Source organism: Microcoleus sp. AT3-D2, from assembly GCF_036705715.1.
Taxonomy (GTDB): Bacteria; Cyanobacteriota; Cyanobacteriia; order Cyanobacteriales; family Microcoleaceae; genus Microcoleus.
The window spans coordinates 1-4,186 of record NZ_JAUBVE010000149.1; the positions used below are offsets into that span (position 1 = coordinate 1).

Sequence of the window (4,186 nt, forward strand, 5' to 3'; positions counted from 1 at the left end):
TACAACAAACTACATTGAAACTTAGTCGGATTTAACTGTAGCATATTTTGGGTTCCAGTTAAGATGCGTTTACCCTGCCTGGATAGTTCAATTAAACTACTTGTGCTATAACGTAGAAAATTATTGGAAAATAAAACGACAGCTTTTGTAGTGCGAAGAGGTTTTTGGAGCATGCGCTGTATTTTTTGCAAAAGCGACTCAAGCAAATCCAAGAGTGTCGAGCATATTATTCCTGAATCCCTCGGTAACACAACGAAAGTGCTTCCCAAAGGAATTGTGTGCGATACATGCAATAACTATTTCGCACGTAAAGTCGAGCAACCTTTTCTTGAAGCTCCAGCTTTGAAAGCTCTCCGCTTTCATCAAGTTGTTCCTAATAAGAGGCAGAGAGTACCACCATTAGCAGGTATATTCTCATCCGAATTTTCAGTAACTGCATATCGCTATTCAGAAACTCCATTATTAGGATTAGTTGATATGCCACCGGAAGCCATTAAAGTTCTTTTTGAAAAAAATGGCGGAGAAATAATTTTTTCGGGGCATGATGAGCCTCCACCAGACAGAATCGTCTCAAGGTTTTTGGCTAAAGTAGCTCTCGAATTGATGGGTTTAGGTATCTTAGAAGCCTGCAAAGAGATTGACGACTTAAATGCTTCTGACGGAATCGACTACTTAGTCAATGAAGCACAGCTAGATCTTCTTAGGAACCACGCTCGTCGAGGAGATACACCTAATTGGCCATACAATTCACGTCGTATTTATAAGCCTAATGAGAAATGGATCGATGAATTTGGCTCGGATGTCCAAATCGTTCATGAGTCTGATATTCTTCAGACAAGTTGGGGCGAATGGTTTTGCGTTTTGGCTATTTTCGGTTTAGAGCTTGTAATCAACTGCGGTGGTCCTGAGATTGAGGGCTATCACCGTTGGTTATCAGAAAATAATGGTGATAGCCCTTTATACTCTGGAAAAAATAAGTGCGATCGCCGATCTTGTAGGGTGCGTTAACGGAGTGTAACGCACCATCAAATATACACAAATGTAACCCACCCTCTTTATGTTAATTTAACGTGTGTTACGCTGTCGCTAACACACCCTACGACTGCTAATCATCCCAATATCCTTGAGGTTTTTCCTTTCTGCCATCTTTACCCCAATCTGGCGGATAAATTCCCTGAGCGATAAACCGATGAACACTCGAATACTCCCAATCTTGGGGATTTTCACACAATCCATGTCGAACCGGATTATCATGAATATAATCACAATGAAGCTCAAAATCCCGTTCATCCCGAATTAAATGCTCCCAAAATCGACGTTGCCAAAGATTACTTTCTCCTCGGTTTTGTCGTGATTGAGAAACCTCCCGATTAACCCCTAATTCTTGTCCATAATGTTTGGTAACATAAGTTTTAATTAATCGCAATCTCACCGACAAATCCTTATCATCAGGGGGTAAAGTCCACAAACAATGGAAATGATCGGGTAATAAAACAAAAGCATCAATACAAAAAGGATATTTTTCCTTTACTTTTTCTATTGCTTCTCGGAGAGATTTTCTCCCTATGTCACTACAGAGCCAAGAATCTCTTTGATAAGTGACTTGTGTGATGAAATATGTACCTCCAGAAACATTAGGTCTTCGATAATTAGGCATAGGGAGCTAGTATGGGTGAAATTAAATTATTCTTAAATTATTCATTGTATTGTCATATTGGTTGGTGCGTTACGCTGTCGCTAACACACCCTACAGTGCGATCGCCGATCTTATAGAGCGATCGCACTGAATAAACTTAACGATGACACAGCATATATCCGCCTACCTACTTAGCAGCTAGTTTAAGGCGGCGGTATTGCCTGTAAAATACTCGCTTCCTGCAACATTTGAGACTTTCGGGCTCTACCCGCTTCGGGGTATTCCCAAGACGGTGCAAAGGGCGGAACCAAGAAGGGGCAAGCTTTCCACCCACCCTGTACCCCCACGCCGAGCATCAGGCAGTTTCCGCCCCTGTGCCCGTGCTGCTCGTAATACCGACAATGCCGACAGCTTAAACCTACATTTACGTTGCTCACGGGATTTATCGAACCGTTTTTGTAATCAAAATATAATAACACCTGTACACCTACCGGAATTGTGTACTATGATATAATGTACAATTTAAACTCGATCGCCAGTGGGGAATGTGGAACTATCTTCTAGAGTACAATATGCCCTGTTAGCCCTCTTGGAACTGGCGAGCCACTACCCGAAGGATTCGCCCCTAACAGTAAACGAAATTACTGTTTCTCAAGAGATACCGGAACGCTATCTAGACCAAATTCTTGCTGTGCTGCGGCGTGCAAGTATTGTCCAGAGTTTGCGGGGTGCTAAAGGCGGTTATTTGCTGGCGAAAGATCCTTGGCAAATTACTTTGCTAGAGGTGTTTTCGACACTCGAAGGCGACGGCAGTGGCCAGACACAAAAAGTTTCGGAATCTGTAACAATAGAAAAAACTGCGGTACTAGAAATTTGGCAGGAAGCTCAACAGGCATCTTGGGCTGTTTTGGGGAAATATACATTACAAGATTTGTGCGAACAGCGGGATGTTCGCAAACAAGCACATCCCATGTACTACATTTAAGGGGAGAGAAATTAAGCCATGAGAATTGCTAAGGATGTTACAGAAATAATTGGCAGAACTCCTTTAGTTCAGCTCAATAAAATTCCCCAAGCCGAAGGAGTAGTTGCTCAAATTGTGGCAAAATTGGAAGGGATGAATCCGGCTGCTTCGGTGAAAGATCGAATCGGGGCGAGCATGATTCAGGCTGCAGAAGAAGCGGGGTTAATTCAACCGGGGAAAACTATTTTAGTTGAACCGACTTCAGGAAATACTGGAATTGCTTTGGCAATGGTAGCGGCGGCGAAAGGGTACAGTCTGATTTTAACTATGCCGGATACGATGAGCACGGAACGCCGATCGATGCTGAAAGCTTACGGAGCTCGGTTGGAATTAACTCCGGGACATGAAGGGATGTTAAGCGCGATCGCCCGTGCGGAAGAAATTGTAGAAGAAACCCCCAATGCTTTCATGCTGCAACAGTTTCGCAACCCCGCTAATCCGAAAATTCACCGAGAAACAACGGCTGAGGAAATTTGGGAAGATACAGAGGGTAAAGTAGATTTTTTAGTTGCTGGAGTTGGCACCGGCGGTACTATTACTGGAGTTGCTGAGGTAATTAAACCGCGAAAGTCGAGTTTTAGGGCGATCGCAGTTGAACCCGCTAGCAGCCCCGTGCTTTCTGGAGGCAAATCTGGTGCTCACAAAATTCAAGGGATTGGTGCAGGATTCATCCCGGAAGTGTTGAAACCAGAGTTAATTGATGAAACGATCGCAGTTAGCGACGAAGATGCGATCGCTTACAGTCGCCGACTTGCCAGAGAAGAAGGATTGTTGTCAGGAATTTCTGCAGGTGCCGCTTTGTGTGCCGCAATTCAAGTGGGCAAGCGGCCCGAAAATGCTGGAAAATTGATAGTTTTTGTCCAGCCTTCTTATGGCGAACGCTACCTCAGTACAGCCTTGTTTAAAGACTTTGAATTGCCGACTATCCGCGAACTCGAATCATTAGTCAGCAATTATTAAATTCTAGTAGGGGCGAGCTTGATTACTGCGACATTGCTCTCAGTTTAACCCGAAAGGAAAGATCGGCAGGGGTTTAAACCCCTGCCGGACTGAACCGAAAACGCATATTTGTTGACAGCAATACTCCTGACCTTACCCTACTTTTTAGACTTGATACAACTTCCAACTAGCCATCGCCAACATTCCGTAAATAACAAACTTTAGCTGGCGTTTAGGCATAATTTGGCAGAATTTAGCCCCTACTAAAACTCCTGGCACCGAACCCAACCAAATAGGCAATACTAAACTCCAGTCTACTGTTCCGAGGCTGACGTGTCCCAAAGATGTAAACATCAATAAAATTGCCGCCTGGGAAATATCTGTACCCACCAATTTAGAAGTATCCAGGCGGAAAAAAGCAATCAGCAACAGTGCAAACATCGAACCGGAAGACACGCTAGTCATTCCCACTATGCAGCCTAAAATTGCTGCCGCACTCACAGTATAAATACCAGGGCTATTTCGTTCTAGACAGTAGGCAGGGTTTAGGTTTAGAGTTTAGAAGTCGGATTCACCCTAACTTATGA

General features: G+C 43.7%; 6 protein-coding genes. 3 read left to right on the top strand and 3 right to left on the bottom strand.

Annotated features, from left to right (window positions below):
• The first annotated feature begins 123 nt into the window (after positions 1–123).
• Positions 124–1,008 (top strand): HNH endonuclease, encoded by an 885-nt coding sequence (locus QUB44_RS30175; protein ID WP_333373459.1) that lies wholly within the window; start codon positions 124–126, stop codon positions 1,006–1,008.
• 97 nt (positions 1,009–1,105) lie between these two features.
• Here the strand turns inward: QUB44_RS30175 and QUB44_RS30180 are convergent, their stop codons facing one another.
• Both QUB44_RS30180 and QUB44_RS30185 read right to left on the bottom strand, forming a co-directional pair.
• The gene (locus QUB44_RS30180; protein WP_333373462.1) at positions 1,106–1,657 is read right to left on the bottom strand and encodes an REP-associated tyrosine transposase; all 552 of its coding nucleotides are present in this window, start codon (positions 1,655–1,657) and stop codon (positions 1,106–1,108) included.
• 182 nt (positions 1,658–1,839) lie between these two features.
• Complete coding sequence (locus tag QUB44_RS30185; protein WP_333373464.1) at positions 1,840–2,115, bottom strand: hypothetical protein; 276 nt, start codon at positions 2,113–2,115, stop codon at positions 1,840–1,842.
• A 68-nt stretch (positions 2,116–2,183) separates the two neighbouring features.
• On the opposite strand from QUB44_RS30185, the gene QUB44_RS30190 reads away from it, so the two are divergent.
• Complete coding sequence (locus QUB44_RS30190; RefSeq protein ID WP_333373466.1) at positions 2,184–2,621, top strand: Rrf2 family transcriptional regulator; 438 nt, start codon at positions 2,184–2,186, stop codon at positions 2,619–2,621.
• Positions 2,622–2,639: 18 nt separating this feature from the next.
• Positions 2,640–3,620: a cysteine synthase A gene (cysK, locus tag QUB44_RS30195; protein WP_333373469.1), complete on the top strand. Its 981-nt coding sequence runs from the start codon at positions 2,640–2,642 to the stop codon at positions 3,618–3,620.
• A 144-nt stretch (positions 3,621–3,764) separates the two neighbouring features.
• Here cysK and QUB44_RS30200 read toward each other — a convergent pair whose 3' ends face one another.
• The gene (locus tag QUB44_RS30200; RefSeq protein WP_333373471.1) at positions 3,765–4,109 is read right to left on the bottom strand and encodes a sulfite exporter TauE/SafE family protein; all 345 of its coding nucleotides are present in this window, start codon (positions 4,107–4,109) and stop codon (positions 3,765–3,767) included.
• Positions 4,110–4,186 lie beyond the last annotated feature (77 nt).